Annotated in this window: 22 protein-coding genes and 1 tRNA gene; 13 read left to right on the top strand and 10 right to left on the bottom strand. The window is 42.6% G+C overall.

What is annotated here, in order from left to right; all coding sequences use genetic code 11:
• Window positions 1-91 precede the first annotated feature (91 nt).
• Complete coding sequence (locus tag SOO65_RS20260; protein WP_321394959.1) at window positions 92-1,240, top strand: class-III pyridoxal-phosphate-dependent aminotransferase; 1,149 nt, start codon at window positions 92-94, stop codon at window positions 1,238-1,240.
• Between the two features lie 51 nt (window positions 1,241-1,291).
• On the opposite strand, the gene SOO65_RS20255 is transcribed toward SOO65_RS20260, so the two are convergent.
• Window positions 1,292-1,804, bottom strand: coding sequence for an SRPBCC domain-containing protein (locus SOO65_RS20255; protein WP_321394956.1), 513 nt, complete (start codon window positions 1,802-1,804; stop codon window positions 1,292-1,294).
• Between the two features lie 95 nt (window positions 1,805-1,899).
• On the opposite strand from SOO65_RS20255, the gene SOO65_RS20250 reads away from it, so the two are divergent.
• The gene (locus tag SOO65_RS20250; RefSeq protein WP_321394954.1) at window positions 1,900-2,787 is read left to right on the top strand and encodes a LysR family transcriptional regulator; all 888 of its coding nucleotides are present in this window, start codon (window positions 1,900-1,902) and stop codon (window positions 2,785-2,787) included.
• Window positions 2,788-3,169: 382 nt separating this feature from the next.
• Window positions 3,170-3,571, top strand: a complete 402-nt coding sequence (locus SOO65_RS20245; protein WP_321394953.1) for a hypothetical protein — start codon at window positions 3,170-3,172, stop codon at window positions 3,569-3,571.
• A gap of 250 nt (window positions 3,572-3,821) precedes the next feature.
• Here SOO65_RS20245 and SOO65_RS20240 read toward each other — a convergent pair.
• Window positions 3,822-3,897 (bottom strand) — tRNA-His (locus tag SOO65_RS20240).
• 60 nt (window positions 3,898-3,957) lie between these two features.
• Window positions 3,958-5,034, bottom strand: coding sequence for an RluA family pseudouridine synthase (locus SOO65_RS20235; protein ID WP_321394950.1), 1,077 nt, complete (start codon window positions 5,032-5,034; stop codon window positions 3,958-3,960).
• Window positions 5,035-5,108: 74 nt separating this feature from the next.
• Here SOO65_RS20235 and SOO65_RS20230 point away from each other — a divergent pair, with 74 nt between their 5' ends.
• From SOO65_RS20230 to SOO65_RS20215, 4 genes are all read left to right on the top strand, one after another.
• Window positions 5,109-5,711: a hypothetical protein gene (locus tag SOO65_RS20230; protein WP_321394947.1), complete on the top strand. Its 603-nt coding sequence runs from the start codon at window positions 5,109-5,111 to the stop codon at window positions 5,709-5,711.
• 1 nt (window position 5,712) lies between these two features.
• Window positions 5,713-6,429, top strand: a complete 717-nt coding sequence (locus SOO65_RS20225; protein ID WP_321394944.1) for an HAD family hydrolase — start codon at window positions 5,713-5,715, stop codon at window positions 6,427-6,429.
• On the top strand, window positions 6,423-7,058 hold the full coding sequence (locus SOO65_RS20220) for a TIGR02117 family protein (protein ID WP_321394941.1): 636 nt from the start codon (window positions 6,423-6,425) through the stop codon (window positions 7,056-7,058). The genes SOO65_RS20225 and SOO65_RS20220 overlap by 7 nt, the downstream gene beginning before the upstream one ends.
• Before the next feature lie 102 nt (window positions 7,059-7,160).
• Window positions 7,161-8,255, top strand: a complete 1,095-nt coding sequence (locus SOO65_RS20215) for a hypothetical protein (RefSeq protein WP_321394938.1) — start codon at window positions 7,161-7,163, stop codon at window positions 8,253-8,255.
• Here SOO65_RS20215 and SOO65_RS20210 read toward each other — a convergent pair.
• The 3 genes from SOO65_RS20210 to SOO65_RS20200 are packed head-to-tail and all read right to left on the bottom strand — an operon-like array spanning window position 8,242 to window position 13,089.
• Window positions 8,242-9,789: an SDR family oxidoreductase gene (locus SOO65_RS20210; RefSeq protein WP_321394935.1), complete on the bottom strand. Its 1,548-nt coding sequence runs from the start codon at window positions 9,787-9,789 to the stop codon at window positions 8,242-8,244. The genes SOO65_RS20215 and SOO65_RS20210 overlap by 14 nt on opposite strands.
• Before the next feature lie 37 nt (window positions 9,790-9,826).
• Window positions 9,827-10,897 carry an RluA family pseudouridine synthase gene (locus SOO65_RS20205; protein WP_321394932.1) on the bottom strand — a complete coding sequence of 357 codons (1,071 nt, stop codon included), beginning with the start codon at window positions 10,895-10,897 and terminating at the stop codon, window positions 9,827-9,829.
• Complete coding sequence (locus tag SOO65_RS20200; RefSeq protein ID WP_321394930.1) at window positions 10,894-13,089, bottom strand: hypothetical protein; 2,196 nt, start codon at window positions 13,087-13,089, stop codon at window positions 10,894-10,896. Before SOO65_RS20200 ends, SOO65_RS20205 begins: the two co-directional genes overlap by 4 nt.
• A gap of 100 nt (window positions 13,090-13,189) precedes the next feature.
• Here SOO65_RS20200 and SOO65_RS20195 point away from each other — a divergent pair, with 100 nt between their 5' ends.
• A complete protein-coding gene (locus tag SOO65_RS20195; RefSeq protein WP_321394927.1) occupies window positions 13,190-14,338 on the top strand; it encodes a hypothetical protein in 1,149 nt (382 codons plus the stop codon).
• A complete protein-coding gene (locus SOO65_RS20190; RefSeq protein WP_321394925.1) occupies window positions 14,335-15,150 on the top strand; it encodes a hypothetical protein in 816 nt (271 codons plus the stop codon). Before SOO65_RS20195 ends, SOO65_RS20190 begins: the two co-directional genes overlap by 4 nt.
• Here SOO65_RS20190 and SOO65_RS20185 read toward each other — a convergent pair.
• From SOO65_RS20185 to nadA, 3 genes are read right to left on the bottom strand one after another with little or no spacing between them, the layout of a single operon-like run.
• Window positions 15,147-16,754 carry a bifunctional UDP-sugar hydrolase/5'-nucleotidase gene (locus tag SOO65_RS20185; protein ID WP_321394922.1) on the bottom strand — a complete coding sequence of 536 codons (1,608 nt, stop codon included), beginning with the start codon at window positions 16,752-16,754 and terminating at the stop codon, window positions 15,147-15,149. The two genes, SOO65_RS20190 and SOO65_RS20185, sit on opposite strands and share 4 nt — an antisense overlap.
• A gap of 10 nt (window positions 16,755-16,764) precedes the next feature.
• Window positions 16,765-17,922 carry a cysteine desulfurase family protein gene (locus tag SOO65_RS20180; protein ID WP_321394920.1) on the bottom strand — a complete coding sequence of 386 codons (1,158 nt, stop codon included), beginning with the start codon at window positions 17,920-17,922 and terminating at the stop codon, window positions 16,765-16,767.
• Window positions 17,923-17,929: 7 nt separating this feature from the next.
• Entirely contained in the window at window positions 17,930-19,042 is a 1,113-nt protein-coding gene (gene nadA / locus SOO65_RS20175; protein ID WP_321394918.1) for a quinolinate synthase NadA, read from the bottom strand.
• 224 nt (window positions 19,043-19,266) lie between these two features.
• Between nadA and SOO65_RS20170 the strand changes: the two genes are divergently transcribed.
• The 3 genes from SOO65_RS20170 to SOO65_RS20160 all read left to right on the top strand — a co-directional run bounded on the left by SOO65_RS20170 (window position 19,267) and on the right by SOO65_RS20160 (window position 21,271).
• A complete protein-coding gene (locus SOO65_RS20170) occupies window positions 19,267-20,043 on the top strand; it encodes a ParA family protein (protein ID WP_321394915.1) in 777 nt (258 codons plus the stop codon).
• A 38-nt stretch (window positions 20,044-20,081) separates the two neighbouring features.
• Window positions 20,082-20,912, top strand: coding sequence for a ParB/RepB/Spo0J family partition protein (locus SOO65_RS20165; RefSeq protein WP_321394913.1), 831 nt, complete (start codon window positions 20,082-20,084; stop codon window positions 20,910-20,912).
• Between the two features lie 185 nt (window positions 20,913-21,097).
• Complete coding sequence (locus tag SOO65_RS20160; protein WP_321394910.1) at window positions 21,098-21,271, top strand: hypothetical protein; 174 nt, start codon at window positions 21,098-21,100, stop codon at window positions 21,269-21,271.
• A 39-nt stretch (window positions 21,272-21,310) separates the two neighbouring features.
• Here the strand turns inward: SOO65_RS20160 and SOO65_RS20155 are convergent, their stop codons facing one another.
• Window positions 21,311-22,168, bottom strand: coding sequence for a hypothetical protein (locus tag SOO65_RS20155; RefSeq protein WP_321394908.1), 858 nt, complete (start codon window positions 22,166-22,168; stop codon window positions 21,311-21,313).
• A 192-nt stretch (window positions 22,169-22,360) separates the two neighbouring features.
• Here SOO65_RS20155 and SOO65_RS20150 point away from each other — a divergent pair, with 192 nt between their 5' ends.
• Window positions 22,361-23,242, top strand: coding sequence for a hypothetical protein (locus SOO65_RS20150; protein WP_321394904.1), 882 nt, complete (start codon window positions 22,361-22,363; stop codon window positions 23,240-23,242).
• Window positions 23,243-23,278: the final 36 nt, after the last annotated feature.

Here is a 23,278-nt window from a genome sequence, read left to right as displayed (position 1 = left end):
TAGCAAATCAAGAGTGAATATGTCTAAATTCTACGTGGCTTGCCCAACCCTTTTAACACTACAAAAATAGTGAAAAGCAGAAGGAGTCTATATGCAAGTCAGTAATGGACAGAATAAATATTATGCAGAAAGCGAGGAAGTGAAACCTCTCAGGATAAAAGACGCTGAACGAAGTTTTCTGATTAGCGTTGAGGGGAAGAAATACATCGATTTTGGCTCCGGTTGGTGTGTGGGAAATTTAGGCTGGAAGAATCCAGAGCTCGAAAAGGCAATCAAGAACTTCAATGGGCCAACCTATATCAGTCCAAATTTGGAATATGAACCATGGATTGAACTCGCAGGTCTTCTGTCAAAGATAGTTCCAGGGAAACTCACCAAGTGTTTCCGCGCTACAGGTGGAACGGAAGCAGTTGAGATTGCACTTCAGGCTGCGAAGTCTTACACCGGTAGAGAAGAATTCATTGCACTCGATGGTGCTTTTCACGGCAACTCCATAGCGGCAGAAGGTTTAGTAAGTGATTCACCGTACTTTAACTGGAAAAAATTGAAGCCTCCTTTAAACGAAGAAAAGCTCAATGAACTGGAAAAGATGCTGAAGACCAAGAAGGTCGCCGCTCTCATCATGGAACCGATAAGCATGAATCTTGGGGTGATGGTTCCAGAGTTCTCATTCATGCAGGGAATGCAAGATCTATGTCGCAAGTACGGGACACTAATCATTATGGATGAAGTTGCCACAGGCTTTGGTCGGACTGGTAAGCTTTTTGCGACTGAATATTTTGATATCGATCCGGACATCATGTGTATTGCCAAGGCCCTCTCGGGTGGAGCTGCTCCGATTGGTGCCACGATCATGAAGGAGGAAGTGGGTGAGTCGCTAAAGAAGGATAATTATCCTTATTCGACCTATGGCTGGCATCCTTTGAGCGTGGCCGCATCTATCGCTAATGTGCGTTTCTTTCAAAAGCATTGGGGAGAGTTACAGGAAAATATTCAATTCATGAATGAATACTTTCGGCAGAGACTTTCTCAAATGGAATTCAAGAAACCAGTGAAGATGAGCATTGTGGGCATGGCGATGAATTTGGATTTTGGAAAATCTGACTATGGAGAGAAAGTAACCAAACGCGCTCTCAAGAATGGTCTTATCGTTTTTGAAGGTATCACTATGTTTCCAGCATTAGATATCGACTTTGAAACGGCCAAGGCAGGACTCGATATCCTGGAGAAGAGCTTGTAGTTCGGAGTGGTAAAATAAAAAAGCCCAGTTGATTAAACTGGGCGTCCTGTCTTAATTGTTTTCGACTTTATTCTTTAAAGCAGCATTAAATTCATTAAATCCTTTTAGAGTGTTCTCTTTGATTTGAGGCAGGACCAAAGGAACTAAGATTCCAGTAAATTTTTCTCCATGAATGAGACGAGTACGATCTTCACTGATGCTCTCGAATTTAAAATAATGTTCTCCGTCGAAAAGCCCAGTGAAAAACAGTTTACCTTTCCAGCGCAACTCAGACTTTTCATCATATTTCAAAATTGTTGGCCTAAATTCCATTCCATCCTCATTGGGCGGTTGAATGAAAACTGTAATTTTTTCTCCCTCACTTAGCACTCCCTCTATTGATTCGATAAATGTGCTCCATTCAAGGTAATTTTCAATGTCTGAAAACACTTCCCATACTTGAGTGATATTTCTATCGATGATGACTGAAGTTTCTATTTGGTTTTTACGTGGAGTTTCTCCATAGGCTCTTCCAAATAGGGTCGTAGTTAACAAAACCATAAGACTTAAAATGATGGGCTTCATAAGTTCTCCTTTGTAGGAAGAGTATCGTGTATACAAAGAAGAATATAAATTGACTGAATTTGTATAGGTGATATACATTTTTGTATATGCGAGATATGGATTGGAATTTATTGAAGTCATTTGCCTATGTTGTGAAAGAGGGTTCTCTTTCTGCGGCCTCAAGAGCGCTAAATTCAACTCAGCCTACAATTGGACGGCATATTGCGATTCTTGAAGAACAATTTGGTTTTTCTCTTTTTACCAGGTCGAGAGATGGTCTGGAGCCGACGGAAGAGGCATTAGATTTATATCCTGATGTTGAGGCAATGCTGACCAGATTTGATTCCTTTGTCCGTCGATTAGAAGGTGAAAAAGATGAGGAGAGCGGAACTGTTCGCATTGCTACCAGTGAAGTCATGGGCATCGAAGTTCTACCAGATATGCTTAAGAAGTTTCATAGGGCCCATCCTAAAATCAAGATTGAGCTTAGCCTGTCCAATAAAAATGAAAATCTTTTAAAACGCGATGCTGACCTTGCGATAAGACTTAATAAACCTGCTCAAGAAGCTCTTCTGGCAAAATTCGTGGGGAATGTTTCGGTACACTTTTACGCTCACAAAGATTACTTAAAGACCTATGGTACGCCAAAGAAACTTAATGAATTAAAGGACCATGTCATCATTGGACCAGATAGAGAGCAAGTATTTTTATCTGCTCTTGAAAAGTTTGGAATTAATATCAATCGAGAGGATTGTGACTTCAGGCTTGATAATCAAGTTGGACAAATAGAGCTTTTAAGAAAGGGGCTGGGTATAGGGGTTATGCAAAAGCCACTGGCAAAAAGAAGCTCAGCTCTCGTTGCTATCTTAGAGAAGGAATTTCAATATCAAATGCCTGTATGGGCAGTCATGCACGAAGATTTAAGAACCAATTCAAGAGTGCGCTTAGTGTACAATTTTCTGATTGAAGAATTTCAAAAATATACTTCTGTATCATCTAGTTAAAAATGTTGTTGATTGAGTAGAAATAAAAAAGCCCAGTGGGTTAAACTGGGCTTAGTATGTTTCACTCATTGCTGAGATCATCACTGAATTTATGCTGAGTAAAAGATGGGGTGGCATTCGAAGCTGGAGACAAACATATGCATGATTATTGTTTTGCCACATTCAAAGAATATCAGTTGTATGTCATATTCGTTTTAACAATAGTTAGGCGTAATAACGTTAGGATAGAAGTCTTGTCTCAAGTCCCTTTACGGCAATTTTTCTAATGGATGTACATAACGACAAAGATAACGCCTCAAGGACTTGGGTTGAAAGCATTAGTTTAATTTACAAATACGACCTTTACAATTTATGATCTGTATAAACCTTGAGAGGAGACAAAATGAAAATAAGCCTGTTTGCAATGATACTGACTGTATTCTCGATAAGTACTCATGCAAAAACTTATACCTGTGAAGATGACGTCGACTCAGATATTAAAATTCTAAGTTATTTCAACTCAAAGATACCATTTTTTGAATATAAAACAATTCATTATAATTCAGACGGTTCAATTAAGACAGTTAAGCAAAAAACGATTCTTTCATTATCATTTGCTTGCGAGACGGAGATTGATTTTAAAACTGATTGTTCTTACAGTGAAATAGAAAATAGTCTCGGTTATAGTTATCGCTTCGCATGTTCTAAGCAAAAGATTAAAGGCAGTGTATACATTGATGAAAATGGATTCGTTAGAGTTAACTGTAACAATCAAGAACAACCTTCGATGTTCTGCTTTCAATGAGTCTCTAAGAGTCTAGATCTCTAGTTTGAAATCCTAGAACTAAATTTCATAACAAAAACTTTCGATTCAAATCCCCAGCAAAGTCTGGGGATTTTTTGATAATGAATAGCTAAATTGTTTTGTGTTTCTGGTTGCCGTCAGATCGTTAGAAAAAATGCACTTAAAATAAAAAAGCCCAGTGGGTTAAACTGGGCTTTAGTATGGTTCACTCATTGCTGAGATCATCACTGAATATATGCTGAGTAAAAGATGGGGTGACCGATGGGGCTCGAACCCACGACAACCAGAATCACAATCTAGCGCTCTACCAACTGAACTACGGTCACCATTGATACTCAGGCAGTGAATTTATAGGACAGGTCATCATTTCGTCAACGAATTCCTGCTTAAAAGTAGGATAAAGCCGTTCCCAGACGCGTCTCTATCTGCTTGATTATACTCTGAGACTCCACTTTTAGGACATTTTCCAGCCAATTGGCCAGATCCAGCGGAAGGGGCGCTATAAACTTAGTTTCTTTATCTGTGGGATAAGTTATCCGGAGGGCCACGGCATGGAGGGCCTGACGAGGGATCTGCATTTTGGCGTGATCTTCCTCAGTCGCAATAGAATCCTTGAAGCGAATGAAGATTTGCGAATTACCGTTATAGAGCTTATCGCCCAGAAGAGGATAGCCGTTACAAGCAGCGTGCACACGGATCTGATGCTGACGTCCCGTCACTGGAAACGCTAGCGCGATCACGTAATCGTCTTTCTCCAACAAAAGTTCAAAATGCGTTTCAGCTTCTTTGCCTTCCTCAGAGTCTTCAGGAAAAGAATAAATCATCCCTTCTGGAATAGCATTTTCATTTCGATCCATGCGCTGTTTAGCTGTGAATGGAAAAGTGCGGGCACCGGGAGTTTTATGAGCGATAAAGAAGTAACACTTCCTTACGAGATCGGCTTCGAAGAGCTCTCTTATCTTTTGAGAGGTTTTTCCATTCTTAGCTAAGAGTAAAACGCCAGAGGTTTCTTTATCCAAGCGATGCATGGAATGCATGGTGTGTTTATAAATCGATTCAAAATAAACCGTGGCACAGTAGAAGAGATTCTTGCCCGCCGGATGAGTCAGCATAAAAGGTGGTTTGTTAATTACCACCAGATCTTTATCTTCAAAAATAATCGTCGGAACTTCATCTCGCGGTACTGGTTTTCCGTGCCAGAGTTCTTCATCAATCACGCCATCGTTATGGGTGGTGACTGTCACGCGTTCACCGAAATGAACCTTCACGCTGGATTTATGAGGAGGAGTGCGACCCGAGATCACCACTTCGCCTTTCTCAATTTTCTTTTTTAGATATTCCCGGGAGAGCCCAGGCAGACACTTCTGTACAAACTGATCGAGGCGCAAGTTATCGTCGGCCGTATGGACCGGATAAGTCGCGGTGTACTTCTCATTGGTGAAGGATTTCTCGATTTCGCTCATCGGGGCGATTCTTACCATGCTTGCGCACTGCTGTAAATGTTGCACTTTTTTTGGATGCCCTCGATAATATAAGAATGAAATACGCACTCCTTTTGCTTCTCTTTTCGACATCTTCCCTTTGGGCCTCAGTGGTTGGGGTTTCTACTCACCCGCTAAACGATGATGCACGAGTCTTTAGTGCCGAGATGACGGGTTACATGAGTCAGCGCCATGAAATGGGAGCGGGGATTCGTTATACTCAGGAAGTAGAGCAGGACCGCTTGTTGGATCTATCGGCCTCGGGTGGCCAGGAATCACGCGGTTTAACTCTGGGTGGTGGGATGGATTTTGAAATGCTCTCGGAAGATGTGAATCAGCCGCGAGTTTCATTCAAGCCTTACATGCAGTACCAAAAGTTCGATGAGACAACCTCGACTTACATGGGTGCAGCACCAACTATCCGTAAAGGATTTAGCATTAACGGTCAGGAAGTTTTTCCTTACCTCGCTGTTCCCACTGGTATGAAACTTGATTCAGAAACAGATGAATTCGTTTATTATGCGTCTGTAACTCTTGGGGCAAGTATGCCTTTCCCTGGTGCAAACAATGAACGCGTTCTTCTTTCAGTAGAAGGCAATAAGAACATGGGCTCAACATCTGACTACGTTGGATGTTTAGTTTCATGGATGTGGAAGTAATATGATTTTTTTCTCAGACTTTGACGGTACTCTAACTCAGGAAGGCAGCGGGCTTACTCGCGACTTCTTTGAAATCATCGATCATATTCATAAGCACGGTCACGAGCTGGTGATTGTGTCTGGTCGTTCTCTTTCTTGGGGACACTTCTTCCTGACTCACTTTCCGCTTAAGGCCTGTATCATGGAAGGCGGCGGAGTGATTTGTTATAAGGATGAGCGTGACGAGATCGTTGAAGAGCCGCTGGTTTCAGTCGAGGAACTCGATCGTCTTCGTCACTTCACTACGAAGTTAAAGCATCATTACCCGCATGTTCCACTTTCTGCCGATAGTTTTGGCCGACTTTCTGATCGTGCCATCGAATTTCATTTGATGGATGAGCAGTGGGTGGAAGATGTGATGGCATTTATGAAGCAGGAGAACATCCACTTCTCTAAATCAAATGTTCACATTAATTTCTGGTGTGGAAAAATTTCGAAGTATTTAGGAGTGGTTCACTTTTTACATAAGTACCGCCCTAAAGTAACTCAGAACGATGCTTGGTTCTTTGGAGATGCTCCGAATGACGAAAGTATGTTCGAGCTTTTCCATAACTCTGTTGGCGTGAGTAACATTGAAAAATGCCTTCACCGTTTAAATCACAAACCAAGAATCATTCTGGAAGGTGAGGAGAACGCGGGACCGAAAGGTGTTTTAAATTACGTGAAGAAGTTGTGTTAAGGAAGTTTGGATACTTCCTTTTAGCGGCCCTCACTTTCATTCTTATTCTGACCTTTTTTCCTCTTGGCGGAGATGATCCAAATCCGGAGATGGAGATCTATCTTCTTTCCAATGAAATCCATACCGATATTGCCATCCCAGTGAGAAACGAAGTTTTTGATTGGGAGAGTTTCTTAAATCCCACGGACTTTAAGTCTCGTCCCACTGAGTGGATCGAGATCGGTTGGGGTGATCGACAATTCTATTTTGAGATGCCAACTTGGGACAAGTTCACGCTGAAGCTCGGTTTCGATGCTCTTTTCATTCCTGATCCCGCGATCCTTCATGTGAATTATCTGGATGCTCATCCGACCACTTATTCAAGTCATAGACGGATTCGCATTTCTAAAGCGACTTATAAGAAGTTAGTGGAAGCAATTCGTAAGGAGTTCCAGTTAAGAGATAGCAAACCGATTCTTATTCCGAATAAGGGTTATACAGCAACTGATAACTTTTATGAAAGCTATGGCTCGTTCTCACTTCTCAGAACTTGTAATGTCTGGACCGCGGAGCAACTGGGGGCAGTCGGCTTAAAAAGGCCCTTTTGGTCTCCGACGAAGTATGGCCTTGAATTTATGTGGCAAAAATAGCCTTAAATTCAATTAGTTAGATATGTCTTAGGTTTAGACACCTAGGATGAAATAACTTCAGGCGATCTCAGTCTTCGCTCGCGGAATGATATTCTAGTCTCCATGATCAAGACTTTTTTTATCCTTCTACTTTGTATGAGTTCGCTGACTTTTGCTCAGGATTGGGTGGAGAATGGTGGCATAAAATTTCATTCTTCTTGTGAGAAAAATTTTGGAAAAGATTTTTCAAAGAACATTCACGAAGGTTTTAAAATTGGCCTTTCCTGCTTAAAGAGACTCAATACCCCACAAACAAAAAACCATGCCAGCAAAATTTCGGATTTGATCTCTTCGGGAAAACTACTTATCGGATGTCACCAAGATTCCTATTTTAAAAAAAGTAAGACTTCTGCGGCCCATGCTTCGTTAGGCAGTAGAGAGGACGATCCTGAAACTGGATTATTTCATCCTTATTTTGCTTTCAATTCCCTCCTGGCCAATGAATCTTGGTATGATGAACAATTTATTAAGACCACGGCTTTTCATGAAAGTTTTCATATTATTGGTTATGCCCATGGACGAACAGAAGAATACGCCTACGCTTGTGATGAATGTTGTTTTTCAAACAATGAAAAGGCCAAGGCCATGGCATGTAAGGTTTGTTCAAGAAGTTATGACAATGGACTAAAAGATCCAAACTATATGGAAGATTTTATGGATTACCATAAAGTTTCAGACGAACAAAAGTATTTGCGGGCGCCAGTTGTTATTCGTCGCGGGTTAATAATGAACCCTCAATCAGTCATTCATCGAGAAATCCTCTTAGATTATGATTCTTCTCAAAATCCAGTTGCCATTTATAGTGCCAAAGAATGGCTGGATGCTATTCAGTCGGAGTTTATTCTTTCTTTATCAGGCAAAAAATTATCAGATGCCGCCTTAGAGCACGCAGCTTTATTGGAAACAATTCATAAAACTCGGAAGTATCTATTGAATAATGAGATATCTGCTTCAATAGACTCTTTTCTAGAAACAGACGTTGAAAGTATGAAACAGTATTTTGCGATCAATCCAGAAGAGGCGATTTTGGTTTGGTACTCACTTTTTGAAGACGTGGATACATTGATCGACGTTGTCTACACGACTGACAGACGTGACTTAGAGGACGTCTTCAAAAAGTATGATGAATTGATAGCGACAAGGCCTACCAATCAATAGGGAAGTAGTCCTTCAGAAACTTACCACTCCAGTGCTTACCAGTATTGATTCCGTCGAAAATCGGATCAATTACACGGGCAGCACCATCCACAATATCTAGTGGTGGCTGGAAGTCATGAAGCTTTGTTTTCTTCTCTGAAAGTTCTGCTGGATCCTCGTCAGTTACCCAACCAGTATCAACGGCATTAATGAAAATCCCGTCTTTAGCAAAGTCAGTCGCCGCAGTATGAGTCATCATATTCAGAGCGGCCTTCGCCATATTCGTATGAGGGTGACGATCTTCTTTATAAAAACGGTGGAACTTTCCTTCCATCGCTGAAACGTTCACGATGTGTTTCTTACCTGTGTAGTCCTTTCTCATAAGGGCCACAAGGTGATTACAAAGAACGAATGGAGCAACCGCGTTCACAAGTTGCACTTCCAGCATCTCAACCGTATGAACTTCACCAAGTCTCTGTCTCCAGCTGTTGGTCTTACGAAGGTCCACTTGCTGAAGATCGGCATCGAGTTTTCCTTCAGGGAAAACTTCTTCTGCCACCAGCGAGTTATCGATACTGTACGGAATCTGAGAAAGTTTTGCTGAAGCACGGATACCAACACCCGGAGCACGATCGTTCCAAGCAACTGGTACGTTTTTATCAGCACCAAATTCAATCGATTGAAGTTTGTTCACACAAGTCTGGAACTCTTCCAGTAGATGAACTGCTTCTTTCGGAAGTTCAGCGAGGGATTTATTTTCATTTTCCATCAAGTGAGCATAGAAGCCCGATGGACGACGAACAGTTTGAGCAGCATTATTGATAAGAATATCAAGACGCTCATATTTTTGTTCAATATAACGACAGAAGATCTCCACACTTGGAGTGTGACGAAGATCAAGGCCGTAAATGCGAAGGCGATCCTTCCAAACGTCGTAATCTTTTTCTTTGCTATAACGAAGGGCCGAATCTACTGGGAAACGAGTGGTCGCGATAACTGTTGCACCCGCACGAAGCATCATCAAAGTTGCATGATAACCAATCTTCAAACGAGAACCTGTGATCAGAGCAACTTGCCCAGTTAGATCAGCAGTCTGGAAACGTTTAGCGTAGTTTAGATCAGCACATGTCGGGCACATCGTATCGTAGAAGTGATGCACTTTCGTGAACTTCTGACGACAAACGTAGCAGTCATGTGGAGTTGCGTATTCATTCGTCTCTTCTTGCTCAAGACGTTCAGAGAATGTGATTTGAGCAGGGGCCGAGAACACAGGAATTTCACGAGCTGAACGAATACCAGTTAAACGACGTGCGTTTCGGTTGGCCTCTTTTTCAACTTGCTTACGAAGTTTCTTCACGTCCTTCTGACGCTTTTTAGTTTCTTCCCGATCTGGACGAGAAATTGTTCCTGCTGCTTTAAACATGGCAACTCTTTGCTCATGGCTGAGGAGAGTTAGTTGCTCACTTTTAGCGGCAAAACTGCGCATAACTTTGAGACAAATCTCAAGTTCATCGGGACTACACTCAAGGGCGATCAGATCATTGTTTTCATTCATGACCCGTATCTAACATTGAGCGCATTTTCGGTCAACTTTAAGCTAGGAATTCTTGGACTTTCGCCTTAATGATTTCCTCTACTTGCGAGCGTTTGAGGTCCAGTTTTTCTTCCAACCAGATCGCCAAATCCTCAGGGAGAGGGGCAATGAAGTAATTCATCTTATCTTTCGGGTAGGTTAGCTTCAGGGCCGTCGCGTGGAGTGCGTGACGAGGGATCTGTAAAAGATCGTGATCTTCCGGAGTCGCCAAATGATCTTTGAAACGCATGAAGACACCTGGGTCACCGTTATAAAGTTTTTCACCAAGAAGGGGATAACCATTGTAGGCAGCATGTACACGAATCTGGTGCTGGCGTCCCGTTAATGGAAAGGCCATCGCCAGAACGTAATCACCTTTATCGAGAATAAGCTCAAAATGGGTTTCGGATTCTTTTCCGAACTCGGAATCTTCTGGCCACACAGACATCATTCCGCGAGGGATTTTATTCTCTTCACGATCCATGCGCTCTCTAGCGGTGAATGGAAAAGTCTTCGCACCTGGACGTCGGTGAGCGATGAAGAAGTAACACTTTCTCACTTTATCTTCTTCAAATAGTAGCGCCACACGCTGAGAAACTTTGGGGTTCTTACCAAGCAAAAGAAGCCCTGATGTCTCACGATCGATTCGATGAATAGAGTGAATGGTTTTCTTATAGATGGTTTCGAAAAATACAGTGGCACAGTAGAAAAGGTTTTTCCCGGCAGGGTGGGTGATCATGAAGGGAGGCTTGTTGATGACGAGTAGTTCTTCGTCTTCGAAAACAATTCCTGGCTTTTGATCGCGCGGAACCGGTTTACCATGCCAGTATTCATCTTCAATCATCCCATCATTATGGGTCGTGATAGTGACTCGCTCACCGTAGTGAACTTTTACCGAAGGCTTGTGCGGGGACTTCCGTCCTGAAATCTCAACTTCACCTTTATCAATTTTCTTTTTTAAGTACTGACGTGACAGAGTGGGCATGCACTTCATCACAAACTGATCAAGACGCCAGCCATCCTGTTCGATTGCAACAGGATGGGTGACGACGTATTTTTCGGTACTAAAAGATTTTTCTATTTCACTCATCTCTGAGTGTCATAGCGCATTTTGAGCAAATATTGAAGCGAAGAGATCGCTCCATTTTCACTATAGTGGTATTTATTCTGAAGGGTATTGAGAATATTCGTAATCATTTCACGAACATCTTTCTCAACATTATGGTTTCCACCATCTTTCTTCTCAGCAAGGAAAAGCACCAGATTTCGACCGATTTTATCAATAACCTTCTTCTGCTCCTTACGGTAAGACTCTTGGAGGAGGTGAACCAGGTCTTCGAACACTTCCGCATAGACAATCGGCTTGCCGCGATTATCCAGGGCATAGGCACCCAGACGGGCGATAAGGTTAGAACGGAACTTCTCCGGAACTTCATTCATATGGACGTTTGACTCAAACTCTTTAATGAAAAATGAATCCGGGGCCTCGAACTTACCAGTTACATTGTTCTTAACTTTCTCGCCTTTGATAACAGCGTTGATCGAAAGAATATACTTCGAGATATAGTCTTCATAAGAACGGTCATCCACGAGACCTAATGACTCTCTCACTTCATTATCCAGGATATCCACGCACCAAGCTTCGATAAGATCTATGAACTTTTGCGGATTATGATATTCGCCCTGATGAGAGATGTTCAAGAAGTCGTACTCAGCTTTCTTCTCAATCAGGCCACCTAAGTAGTCCAAGACCTCGACGAAAGTCACTGATTTAGAGTTGTAGGCAAGATCATAAATGATTTGTTTTACTTCTCTTGGAGAAATACCAAATTTCCCTTCATACATCGAGTCGTTCTCATACTCATTCATCACATCTTCCACACCCATTTTCAGGATCTGGCGAGATTCAGAGTCAAAGGCATCTGGAGTTTCTCTGTCAGCGTAAAGGAGACACTTCTCAAGTGGAGAAAGGGCCTCAGCGATTCTTCCAATCTTCTCATCATGAAAGTTTTTGGCCACAGGAGCGCGCATACGAGTCATCACTGACCAAAGACAAAGGGCAGTGAGTGAGTGCGGTTCAAATGTCGCTTCTTCTTTAAGTTTTGAAATTTGCTCTTGATAGATTTTTTCTTCTTCTTTGTAGCTCATGAGATATGGCACGCGAAGGAAGTTAAAACGACCTTTGAATGAATTGAAATCCGGGTGCTGCTTGAAGGCCGCGAAGTGGATTTCATTCGAAGAGCCAATAAAGAAAATATCAAGTTCAGTCAAAATACCATGAAGGTTAATGGTCTTAGATTCCATCGTCATCAAAAGGTATTTGAAAGTATCAAGAGGACGCTTTAGTAGATCTGAGAATTCCAGGATCCCGCGGTTAGCAAGAACCACTTCACCGTTCAGCGAGAATAAATTCAAAGACTGAAGGCTTGGTGGAAGTGAAGCTAGACGACGGTCCATCGTGATCTGCTGAAGGTTTGCATCCACATGAAGTTGTGGCTCAATCGTTGTTGCACCAATTGAGTAGCGACGGTTAATAAACAGACGCTCAACACGGATATGCTTAAACACTTCTGTATAACTACCTTTGTAGTTTTTAAGAAGTGCATCGAAGATCAAACGGTTTCTTTGAGAAAGGTCACCGTTATAAAGATACGACTTACGAATGGTTTCGAGTCGTGTTCCATCATTTTTAAAAGCGTCCTCAATGAGCTTCTGACGAGTTTTAATCGGAAGAAGAAGCAGAGGATGATCTTTAAGTTCAGAAGATAGAATGGCACTGATGTCCTTATCTTCTAAAAAAGCGTATGAGTTAACGTTCTTATCTGCAGTTCCGCCTGAAAGACCAAGTGAACCTTTAACGAATTGATCAATTGGAAAAATCCAACTAAAGCTAAAGAGGGAACCTTCATCAGTATGCGAATAGTCTTCTGCAGAAAGCATGATCTTCTTAATTAGGCTCGACTTCGATGAACCGTTCGGGCCAACCAAAAGAATGAACTTATTGTTGAAACCTTCTTCCATGAAGTTCTGAAGATATTGATGAATGCGTTTTTGAGTTTTGATTTGTCCATGAACTGGAGGCGCATCAGCGTGCTCGCGAGAGAACAACTTAAAGCTACCGTTCGGATTGGTGCCGTAATAATCAAACATGTCTCGCAAATAGATACATGTCGGACGCAGTTCTTTCTCCGGATTTTTCTCGAAGAGTTTCATGTATTCTTCGAAGGCCAGAACGTTTTGGTAGCGACCTTCTTCTTTATTTACTTCTTCCATCCATTTCATATAACCTGATCCTGTGAAGAGAGATTCTGATAAGTCCATTATACCAAAGATCATCGTCATCTTGGGTACTCTTAGCATTGTAGGCATAATTTTGCTCTTCATGCGACCACGACCACTCGCACGAGCGTTACAGAAGCGACCAGATTCGCCAGAGAAGCTTTTTACTCAAGTGATTCTTGCGGCCAAACCTGAACTTCAACGACTCTGGGAGGAGGGCGATCGCTATTTCCCTAAAGACGGAGTTCAGTGTAAGGACGAAATCCTGCACGATAAGTCGATTGGCCGCAGCTATTACCAGTGTCAGCCTCATTTTTGGCAGTGCTACTGGCAGCATGGGGTGACAAAAACTCCCGCTCTTGCAATCGAGCTATTTGGTCAGACGTTTCACGTTATGGCGAAAGCAAGTTTCGAACCAATTGAGGCCTACTCAACTTCCGCCCGTTACTACAAAATATTTAAACGAGAGACTCCCGGACTCAACCTTCATTACGGTTACATCGTTGAGCTGGCAGTTTTAGAAATTCCAGGTTTCACTCAGCCCCTAATTTTAGCGGACTCCTGTCGCGACACTTACCTCCCGGAAAGAATTTATGGATACGGTAAAGTGGAAGATCGCCGTGAGGAAGGTTTTATTTGGGACAACTTTGGCCGCGAAATCTATCTCGATAAATTTTATGTTTCCAATCAACAAGTGAATGAATGGCGCGTTTTAAAAGGTGAGGCTTCTAAGATCATTCAAGATCGAAAGCTATGGCCTAAACCGGCCCTTCTTTCTTTGAGTGATCAAAAAAACTACTGTGCCTTTTTTGGAAAGCGTCTTCTAGAGGCAAAACTTTTTGATGCTGCCACCATGGCACCATCAGATACTAAAAATCCAAAACCGGAAAAAGTTTTGCGTCCGGATACTCCGTGGCAGCGTGATTACAGTCGCTCGTTCTTAGGAATGGCAAAAATTAATCCTGACTACCAACTAACTCCGCTCGATTGCCAACTGGCACAAGTGCAGGGATGTGCTGAAAGATTTTTCACAACGGATTCTTCGACCTGGATGGGATTTAATTTCGCTTTGGGGTTTTATCCTGAATCACTCGCTAATGACATTGATCCTGATAAAAATTTAAAAATGTCTTCGCGATTTCTGGCGCCCTCATCTGAATGGCATCAACTAGGAATGCGTTCTCATTGGAAAGGTGAGCAAACTGAAAATCAACCAGTGGCCTTCCGCTGTTACGAAGAGGTAGTGCCATGATTTTATTTTTGGTTCTATTCTTAACGGGTATGGTTCAGGCAGATGCTCCTCATTACTGGAATCAGTTAACTGAAATCAAAGATCGTCACGAGTTCTATGCCAACAATGAGAACATTGTGAAGCCGAAGGACAGCTGGCAGACGCTTTTTTCAGTGGCCTATACCGACAGAGAACTTCATCAGATGAAAGACTGCGTATACTACCGAGTACCTGGAGTAGAAGCGGGTATGCTGAAGATTAAAACAGTTTCAGCTTTAGAGTCTTGTGATAAGCACATTCTTGAGCCAGGAGAAAAAGATTGGAGTGGAATTAAGTCCCTACAGTTTTCAACTTCCGCAGATTCATTACAACTTTCAATGAGTCTACCTGAGTACCGTTCAGAGAAATGGGCCCTGGAGATTCAAAATAAGTTCGTGAAGCCCACTCCTAAAATGCACTCAAGTTCCGTGGATGCGAAGGCGCCACGTATGATTTATCTCGCTCCGAAAAAAGATCTTCCTTTCAAATTCGAGGCCACGGTTCTAAAAGCAGGAACTCTTTGCCACGACATCAATGAAGATTGCGAAGAGGTGAAGCCCTCTATTTGTTCTCAATGTCCTGAAGGATGGTATGAAATTCCGAACGGATGTTCAAAAGGTCCTAAGTATTGTGGGCGTCAGGTTTGTGGTTTAAAGAATCAACCAGCTTGTCGTCGCGGTATGGAATGGCAGAGAAGTGAAGGGCCATTTGAATGTCGAGTGGATTCTAGCTTCGCTTATTGTGCGAAAGGGCTTCAAGTGCATTGCGAGGGGAAACTCGCCTATTGTCGTTAACGAGTTTGCGCTGCAAGCTGAGTATTCACAGCATCTTCATGAAATGAATCCCAAGAATGAGTGGCAAGCGCCATTGATTCTGAGTTCGACATGTTCTTTGCGAGCTTTTTGTGAGTTTGCAAAGACTCTAGATCAGTTAGTATTTTATAAACTTTGTCTCTTTCAATTTCCATTCCGGCCACTGAAAGCACCAACTCATTCCCTTTTTCAATGTAAGGAGAAGGCGTCCAGTTCCCACCACGGTTGCGATTAAAATCCTCTTCCAGGATGTTCAAAAGCTCAGACCCTTTAACTGCTAAAATAAATAATTGCGATTGACCCGAAGTCTTAGGAAAGAAGGCAATATCTGCGGTAAAAGAAATAAGTCCTTTCGCCGCATCTTCTTTCGAAAAAACCGATGAAGTCTTAGGTTCCTCTGCCGGTGAAGATGTAGAAAACTCTAACGGCTTACCTAAAAAAGTCGCTGGAATTCTTTTCACGTGGTTCACAGAACTGTCTTCAGTGAAACAGTCATTCGTTTCCTTGAAGAATTCATGACAGAAGGTCACCGGTTGGTGAACGACAGTTTGTTCAGGAATGATTTTTTTGGTCTTTGTATTGATGGTAAACTCAGCAAAGCTAAAGCTCTTACCATCTTCGAAGCCAGCAATCACAAGCGTTCCATTCACGAAGTTCGCCATCTTCTGATGGTTTCTTCCACCTACGACAACATCAACGAGTTGAGGAGGAAGTCGCTCAAGGTATTCACCTAAAACACCTTTCAGATTACAGACGTTATCTTTTTGCGGCTCAAAGTTCACTTTCGTAATAGGAAGCTTGGCTTCTGCAGCTAGTTCGCTATTACAATCGATGCCCTGATGAGTAAGTACCACAATCATATCAGCACCAAGTGAGCGAAGAAGACGAGCTTGGCGAAGAGTCGACTGGATCATGTTCTCTACAAAAAGACCCACGCGATTGTGCACAGGAGTGTTGGCCACGATATCATCCGGAATAAGACCAATAATTCCGACTTTCACGCCATTAACATCTTTAAGCAGATATGGTTTCGTCCCTTCCCATTCAACCACTCGAGCAGTCTTTAATTCATAAAGATTACTCAAGATAAGTGGAGTCGGAGAGTCTTTGGCGAACTTTTTGAAAAGATCCGAGCTACTGTTCATCGTCGAAGGAAGCTTCAAATTGAAGTCACGAAGACCCACAGTAAGAGCATCGTATTTTAGAGTCGAGTAGAAATCGCGAACGGTATTAGAGCTAGAAGCGCGTGAAAAGATGTCTCCCGAATCAACCAGAACAACATTCTCATAAGTATCACGAAGAATTTTGTAATAGCTTTGAATGGCATCAACTCCACCAACTTTAGTGGTCTGAGGAGTTTTATTGTGATCATCTGTAAATTCTAAAGTCTGTGCCTGATAGTTGCCATGAACATCATTGGTAGCAGCAATGACAATTCTTTTTTCGAACTCACCAAGCTTTTGAATCTTTGGTTCATCCGGTGAAGAGTAGAGCTCTTCGTGCCCTTTCATCTTTTGGTTTTCAAGTTGGCTTTTTTTAAACGAGCAAGAAGCTACTACGAGTAGCGCACATAAAAGAATTTTCATGGACCTTCACTTAGAAAGATTGAATTTTTCTAAGCTTAGTATAGGCCGCTTTCAGAGCAGAAGCCATCGCGGAATATTCTTTCTCACCGTGTGAATAACTCAGGCTTATGCGGATCACTCCACGGCCAATCTGATCGTTCACACCCATTGCTTTGAGGACCTTCGAAGTCTCAGGCTGGTTGTCAGTACAAGCCGCAGAAGTCGTCACAAAAATATCGTGAGATTCGAGCTCAATCTGAACTGCCTGTCCGTGAATGCCGGGATACCCGATTAAAGTTGTTCCAGCGAGACGTTTAGCACCTTCACCTACGATAACTGCTTCAGGAAAGGCCTTTTTAATATCAGCTTCAAATTTCAGTTTTTCAACTTCAAGAGCTTTTAGTTTTTGAGCATTGTCGGAGAAATCTTTCATCGCGATCGCAAGCGTCTCAATTCCGAGATAGTGTTGAGTGCCACCACGAAGACCACGTTCCTGAGTACTACCGAAAACTAGCGGACTTAGTTTTGGTGGCTCTTTTACAACCACAAAACCAGAGCCAGAAAGTGCGCCCAGTTTGTGACCAGAGCATACGGCGTAATCAAGACCCGATTTCTCGAAATTGAATTCACCTTTGCCGATAAGTTGTGTGGTATCAGAGAAAAATTCCACTCCATGAGTACGACAAAGATTTGCCATCTCAACGTATGGTTGAATCACACCAGTTTCATTATTGGCCGCCATGATTGTAACCATGGCCACTTTGCCTTTATTTTCATTAAGAAGTTTTTCAAGACTAGCAATCTGTACGAAACCGTCTTTATCGATCTCAACTTGCTTAAGTGTGAAGCCTTTCTTCGCTTCGTAGTAAGCAAGAGCATTCGGAATCACCGAGTGCTCGATTGGACTCGTAATAATGATTTTCTTACCAGCATCAGCTTGATCAAGAATTGAATGGAAAATATGCGAGATACCTTCTGACGAACCAGAGTTGAAGAAAATCTGATCAGGGTAACAGCCAACTGCTTCTGCAATAACTTCACGACACTTCTCAATTCCTCTCGATAGCTTCTGGCTAATCGAATGAATCGCATTTGGATTGGCGTAAAGATCAGTATTCAGTCGTTTCTTTAAGTATTCACGAACTGGAGTTAGCAGGGGAGAAGAGCCATTATAGTCAGCGTAAATCATATTTTCCTTAAGAGATAGCAAGCATTTGATCGAGAGCTTTCAGCGCGTACTTCTTTGTCACGTCATCAACTTTAATTACGTTGATTGGTTGATTACGTTCAATGGCGCGGAAACTTTCAAGTAACCAACGAGGACGCACACGATACATCGTTGTACAGAGACACTGGTATGGTGAAAGTGAAGTAATATCAAGATGAGGATAAGCTTGGGCCAGACGGTTCACGAGATTGATCTCAGTCCCAACAGCAAACTTAGTTCCCGGTTTCGCGGCCTTAATTTGATTAATGATGTAAGAAGTTGAACCAGCAAGGTCAGCTCCCTGAACCACATCAAAGCTACACTCTGGGTGAACGATCAGGATACGCTCCGGATCTTTCTGTCTCCACATAGCGATGTGTTCTTTATTGAAACCTTGGTGAACCGAACAGAAACCGTACCAAAGAATCACTTTTGCTTTTTGAATTTGTTCAGGAGTTAATCCGCCGAAACGTTGGCGTGGATCATACACCACCATGTCTTCCAGTTTGATACCAAGCTTGTGACAAGTGTTTCGTCCTAAGTGTTGATCCGGGAAGAATAAAAGTTTCTCACCTTGGTTAAGACCCCAAGTGATAATTTTTTCGGCGTTAGAAGAAGTACAAATTGAACCATCATTCTCACCCACAAAACTCTTCAAAGCTGCTGAACAGTTGATGTAGGTAATCGGAACGATCTTCTCAGACGTACATTTTTTCATGTACTCCCAGGCAACATCGATCTCTCGACGATTTGCCATATCGGCCATTGAACATCCGGCACGTAGATCCGGAAGAATCACTTTTTGTTCAGGGCCCGTCAGCATGTCCGCAGTTTCGGCCATGAAGTGAACTCCACAGAACATCACGTACTCAGCATTTTTGATTTCTGCTGCTTTACGGGCAAGTTCCAGCGAGTCGCCGGTAATATCGGCGAAGGCGATAACATCATCTTGTTGGTAATGGTGACCCAGCACCACCACACGGTCGCCCAGGCGTTTTTTGATCGCCGCCAGTTCCACTAAAACCTTCTCATCAGAAAGTTCAGATTCAGGGATTTCCGGCAGGTGATCTTTGGTTTTTAAATCGTCATAGATATCGAGCATAAAAGGCCTCAAATTTTTTTCCCCAACATACTCCTTTGAGCAAAAAGGGGCAAGCTTAGCTGTTGTGCGTCGGGCCAATTATACTTTATTTGGCCGCGCAGCACAAAACTATTTAATTTTATTCACTTGGCCCTTTGACGAAGTGTGACTGCTTTCCTAGACTTTTATTAATAGGACCATTTAAAGGACCACTGACCACGGACTCTCTTAAAGGAGATAAGGTTATGAAAATTATCACCATTGGTAATAACAAAGGTGGCGTAGGCAAAACGATGCAGTGTTTTCAGCTCGTTTGTCATTTAGCGAACCAAGGACACCGCGTTCTAGCAATCGATCTTGATTCTCAAGCGAATCTAAGTTCAACACTCGGAGTGAACATTCAACGTACTCTTATTCCAGAGTGGTTGATTGGAGACGTGAAAGTTGACGAAATTCTTTCTGATGCTCAAGGCGATTATGATTTCTATAAGAATATCAAGTTGATCGCTAGCTCTCGTCACATGGCAAATCTTGCAAAGCTTTTGATTCTTTCTGAATCTGAAGTTCGTAAGAACGCCGGCCGCAAAGAGCGTTTGATGAAACTTCGTCTTAAAGAAGTGGAAGACATGTTTGATTACGTTGTAATCGACACTCCTCCAATGCTTGGTGATGAGTTGATCATGTCGCTAGTTGCTTCAAATCTCATTCTTATTCCAACTCAAGCTCAAGACTATTCTATCGACGGACTAGAAGAGCTGATGGATACGTTTGAAATCATCAAAGAAACTGAAAACCCAGCTCTAGAGTTCTCAATCATTCCTTCAATGGTTAACCCAAGAAGAAAAATTGAAAGAATTCGTCTTGAGGAACTTGGCCAGTCATTCAACGTGACTCCGACCATTCGTAACCTTGTGGACATGCAGGAATCAGTTGCTCTGAAGAAGCCAGTATTCATGTTTACCAATAATTCAAAAGGTAAGCAGGACTACAAGGCCCTTTGGGACTCACTAGGTTTAAACTAATTAACTGACTTTTATATATAGACGTTTAAGGAGAGGCCATGGCCAAGGAATTTTCCGCACGTGTATCGAAACGTGAACGTAAGGTTACAGACATCACAGCAGGAATTGATGAAAAAATTCTTCGCGCAAATGATCAAAAACTTCTTCGTGGAGCTCAGCTTTCTACGATTGCTCTTAATCAAATCGTAGTTCGTGAGCAAGTTCGTACAAAATTTAATGACGAGTCTCTTCGTGAGCTTGGTGAAAACATCAAGGTCAATGGATTGATTCAACCGCTTGTTATTCACCGTGAAGTGAACAAGTTTGTTCTTATCTGTGGTGAGCGTCGTTTCCGCGCGATGACTCTAATTGATATGAAAGAAGCTCCTTGTTTCATTCTTGAGAACAAGACGAAAGAAGAGCTCATGGCGATCCAGTTCTCTGAGAACCAGGCCCGTGAAGATCTTCACTACATCGATCAAGCTGATTCAATCTATGGTTACCAGAAACTAACTGGTACTTCAGAGAGAAAAATCACTGCAGCTCTTGGTATCTCTAAGTCAGAAGTTCACCGTTGTCTTATGATCGCGAAACTTCCTAAAGACATCAAAGAAGCAGCGAAAGCTCATAACATTGAGAAGTATGTTCTTCTTGAGTGGGACGAGCTTCCAAAGAACGAATTTAAGACTGAAATCAAAGAGCGCATCCTTTCTGGTGAGATCACGAAGCGTCTTCAACTTAAGCGCATTATCGCTCAATTCCAGATTGAGAAGCCTAGAAAGAAGAAAGACGATTCTGTTGAGAAGCTGATGAAGGTCCTCAAATCTCAGATGAAAGATCCAAGCATGCAGGCGAAGGCCAAATTGATGATGGAAGAACTAATGAGTTAATCCAAAGGCCCCTAACGGGGCCTTTTTTATTTCTGGGGAATGGTTTGAAAAAAGAACATTGGAAAATTAAAAACCTGATCATCGATTTACTGTTCTTGATAGTGAGCTGCTTTGTCATACTAGTGATAATCAAGTTTAGAACAGGACTTTATTTTTCTGCGATGAGTGTCTTTCAAATTTTTTTAATGAAATTTTATTGGTTGTTTTTCTTGCTGGCCGCTCTCTTAGAGGTGGTCTTTGTTTCACTTCAGTTTAGAAATCCTTCTCATGGGCTTTATCGAAAAGTCCCTTATGCCTACGGGATCATTTTTATTATTTTCACAATCATTGCCGCTCTTCCAATTGAAAGATGGATGTAAAAAAAGGCCCCTTTCGGGGCCTTCGCTTTTCGGATTGAATTAAAGTCTTGGATCCATATCGATGATCATCGCCTTACAAACTTGTGCCGGCGATTTCCACCATCCAGAAGTTGTGAGTCGCTGGAAAGTCGAACCATTCAACGAGTACTGCATATCATCTGACTGACTCATGCGAAGGGAGCCAATTGAATCGATACAACTTCTGAGTAGACCACCACGGTCGTAAGCATCGAAGCGGAAAGGAACTTGCTCAAGGCTACCTACTACGCGAGCAGAGTAAATCGTCACCTGACTATAAGCACGACGGGCCTCTTGTTCTACAATCGAACAAACGTCAGTATCTGAGTACCAACCACTTGTGTAGAAAGACTTAAAGCGGTCGCCGTTTACAGAGATGAAAAGATCATCAGCGTTCGATGTACGGATTCGTCTGATATCAGTTAAGCAGCCCACGTATAAATCAGCAGCATCACGACCACGTAGTTCAAACAGAGTGTCCTCAAGCAGACCAACAACCACTACATCATCATATGTAGGTGGGTATGGGTTCGTTGGAGGATATGGATTAGTTGGCGGATACGGGTTCGTTGGTGGAACCGGTGTCGGCGGATATGGTCTAGTCGGAGGCACTGGACGAGTAGGAGGAATCGGAGTTGGCGGAATTGGAGTCGGACGAGTTGAACCGATACGGATACAATCGGCCTGTCCATCAAGACGGCGACGTTGAATCTCCGTACGACATCTCTTCATTCCTTCTCTGCAACCATCGTTATAATCAACCGCAGGAAACTTCGCGATCAAACGATTGTAGTTATCACGCATTTCGACCATACAGCTTTCTTGCGCGAGTGCATTACCTGCAAAGCAGAGAATGGCGGCCAGGATCATTTTGTTCATTGTTGAATCTCCTACTGAGGGTGGTTGGAGCCCGTTCGCCTTCTAACACAACTCGTTGAAATCAGGGAGAGAGCCATGAACTTTTTATACAGTGATTGGCATAACCCTTGCTCTATTAATCTACACAGAGTCCGCAGCTAATCGAAAATGGATTGAATTTTGAGAGGTTAGCGGTTCCGAGGGGTAGTAAGCATGTATAAGTTTTGGTCACTCACAGAAAAGTATCTAGGTTTTAGACAGTTAACTGTCTGCTCGATGCTTCTATGTGCAGGCTTCGCCAAGGGGCAAACTGCCTCTCTCCAAAACAGAATGCCGGCCAGCTATGTCCCGGATGATGATGTGATTGTTGCACCAGTTGATAACGAACTGTCATTTTACCAGCAGTATGTTGCTTCGGATAAGAGTGAAGACGTGGCCAAGTCGCGCAACCAACTTAAAGTTTGGAACGACAACCAGGCCTTCGCGGATCAATACGGCCTTGACTCAACACTTGCTGGTTCAACGTTTTTCGTGCCGACTCCAGACGAAAAATATGAATACTTCAAAGATAAGTACATGCGTTACCTTCGTCGTAAAGGTGAGCAACCGCTAAAAGATACACCGAAGAACTGGTATAACTCTTACCGTGCTTCAAACGAAGTTGATACCATCGATGAAATGGAAGCTCGTTTCAAATCGACCACTAAAAAATCTCATACTGGTAAAGATCTTCCAGAAGCTTTTCAGGAAAAAGAAGTGAGTGTTTGGAAGCAAACGAAGTTCATTTTCCAACCTCGTCTTGATCAAGGTCTTGTGATCGTAGGTTTCAAAAGCCCGATCGCTTATACGCGTGCTTGGGTTGGTGCTAACGGTGAGGCCGAAATTAACGTTCAAAAATCAGTTGATTCAATCGGCTTTCGTATGATGTTCAACTACTATGCTCACTCAGGTAAATACTTTACTTCTGCCGACCAACGTTTAATGGATAATCTCTACGCCCGCGTCACGAGTCAAAAAAATCCAGATGCTGACACATCTAAGGACCAGATTAGACAAGATAACACCATTATGCTGCTATACGCAAAGCAGTTCTAATCCGCCTTTTTTCTAGCCGAGAAATCACGCCGAGAG

The sequence above is a fragment of the Peredibacter starrii genome, assembly GCF_034259205.1.
Taxonomy (GTDB): Bacteria; Bdellovibrionota; Bacteriovoracia; order Bacteriovoracales; family Bacteriovoracaceae; genus Peredibacter; species Peredibacter starrii.
This window is presented reverse-complemented; position numbering and strand designations above follow the sequence as displayed.

What these genes read in the sequence shown, in the direction of transcription:
- SOO65_RS20255 (WP_321394956.1), bottom strand. Translation starts at nt 1,804, where the DNA reads ATGAAGCCCATCATTTTAAGTCTTATGGTTTTGTTAACTACGACCCTA.
- SOO65_RS20170 (WP_321394915.1), top strand. Translation starts at nt 19,267, where the DNA reads ATGAAAATTATCACCATTGGTAATAACAAAGGTGGCGTAGGCAAAACG.
- SOO65_RS20215 (WP_321394938.1), top strand. Translation starts at nt 7,161, where the DNA reads ATGATCAAGACTTTTTTTATCCTTCTACTTTGTATGAGTTCGCTGACT.
- SOO65_RS20165 (WP_321394913.1), top strand. Translation starts at nt 20,082, where the DNA reads ATGGCCAAGGAATTTTCCGCACGTGTATCGAAACGTGAACGTAAGGTT.
- SOO65_RS20235 (WP_321394950.1), bottom strand. Translation starts at nt 5,034, where the DNA reads ATGAGCGAAATCGAGAAATCCTTCACCAATGAGAAGTACACCGCGACT.
- SOO65_RS20185 (WP_321394922.1), bottom strand. Translation starts at nt 16,754, where the DNA reads ATGAAAATTCTTTTATGTGCGCTACTCGTAGTAGCTTCTTGCTCGTTT.
- SOO65_RS20200 (WP_321394930.1), bottom strand. Translation starts at nt 13,089, where the DNA reads ATGAAATGGATGGAAGAAGTAAATAAAGAAGAAGGTCGCTACCAAAAC.
- SOO65_RS20160 (WP_321394910.1), top strand. Translation starts at nt 21,098, where the DNA reads ATGAAATTTTATTGGTTGTTTTTCTTGCTGGCCGCTCTCTTAGAGGTG.
- SOO65_RS20250 (WP_321394954.1), top strand. Translation starts at nt 1,900, where the DNA reads ATGGATTGGAATTTATTGAAGTCATTTGCCTATGTTGTGAAAGAGGGT.
- nadA (WP_321394918.1), bottom strand. Translation starts at nt 19,042, where the DNA reads ATGCTCGATATCTATGACGATTTAAAAACCAAAGATCACCTGCCGGAA.
- SOO65_RS20205 (WP_321394932.1), bottom strand. Translation starts at nt 10,897, where the DNA reads ATGAGTGAAATAGAAAAATCTTTTAGTACCGAAAAATACGTCGTCACC.
- SOO65_RS20190 (WP_321394925.1), top strand. Translation starts at nt 14,335, where the DNA reads ATGATTTTATTTTTGGTTCTATTCTTAACGGGTATGGTTCAGGCAGAT.
- SOO65_RS20230 (WP_321394947.1), top strand. Translation starts at nt 5,109, where the DNA reads ATGAAATACGCACTCCTTTTGCTTCTCTTTTCGACATCTTCCCTTTGG.
- SOO65_RS20210 (WP_321394935.1), bottom strand. Translation starts at nt 9,789, where the DNA reads ATGAATGAAAACAATGATCTGATCGCCCTTGAGTGTAGTCCCGATGAA.
- SOO65_RS20180 (WP_321394920.1), bottom strand. Translation starts at nt 17,922, where the DNA reads ATGATTTACGCTGACTATAATGGCTCTTCTCCCCTGCTAACTCCAGTT.
- SOO65_RS20195 (WP_321394927.1), top strand. Translation starts at nt 13,190, where the DNA reads ATGCGACCACGACCACTCGCACGAGCGTTACAGAAGCGACCAGATTCG.
- SOO65_RS20150 (WP_321394904.1), top strand. Translation starts at nt 22,361, where the DNA reads ATGTATAAGTTTTGGTCACTCACAGAAAAGTATCTAGGTTTTAGACAG.
- SOO65_RS20225 (WP_321394944.1), top strand. Translation starts at nt 5,713, where the DNA reads ATGATTTTTTTCTCAGACTTTGACGGTACTCTAACTCAGGAAGGCAGC.
- SOO65_RS20260 (WP_321394959.1), top strand. Translation starts at nt 92, where the DNA reads ATGCAAGTCAGTAATGGACAGAATAAATATTATGCAGAAAGCGAGGAA.
- SOO65_RS20155 (WP_321394908.1), bottom strand. Translation starts at nt 22,168, where the DNA reads ATGAACAAAATGATCCTGGCCGCCATTCTCTGCTTTGCAGGTAATGCA.
- SOO65_RS20245 (WP_321394953.1), top strand. Translation starts at nt 3,170, where the DNA reads ATGAAAATAAGCCTGTTTGCAATGATACTGACTGTATTCTCGATAAGT.